The organism is Corallococcus sp. RDP092CA (assembly GCF_041903675.1).
Lineage (GTDB): Bacteria > Myxococcota > Myxococcia > Myxococcales > Myxococcaceae > Corallococcus.
This window is the reverse complement of the sequence record NZ_JAYESI010000186.1, coordinates 1-253: the sequence shown is the minus strand read 5'-3', so window position 1 is coordinate 253 and position 253 is coordinate 1. Positions and strand designations below refer to the sequence as shown.

Here is a 253-nt window from a genome sequence, read left to right as displayed (position 1 = left end):
TCAGGAGGTGCTCGACCTCCGTGCCCTGGTGCTCTCCGCGCGCTGGGACGCCGCCATGGCTCTCACGCTCGCCCCCCTGCGTGCTCAGGTCCACCGGACTGCGTGATCAGGATGGGAGCCAGACCCTCCGCACGGGAGCGCACCACGTACTCGAAGCCGAGTTGCCCCAACAGCGCGTAGAACTTCACGTCCGCGAAGCCCCGGTCCGCCACCACCGTCACCTTCACCTGCGAGGCAATCACCTCGCGCAGTC

Annotated in this window: 1 pseudogene; it reads right to left on the bottom strand. The window is 68.4% G+C overall.

Annotated features, from left to right (window positions below):
* Positions 1-62 precede the first annotated feature (62 nt).
* Positions 63-253 (bottom strand): annotated as a pseudogene (locus tag U8525_RS34715) (hypothetical protein); the annotation flags it as partial.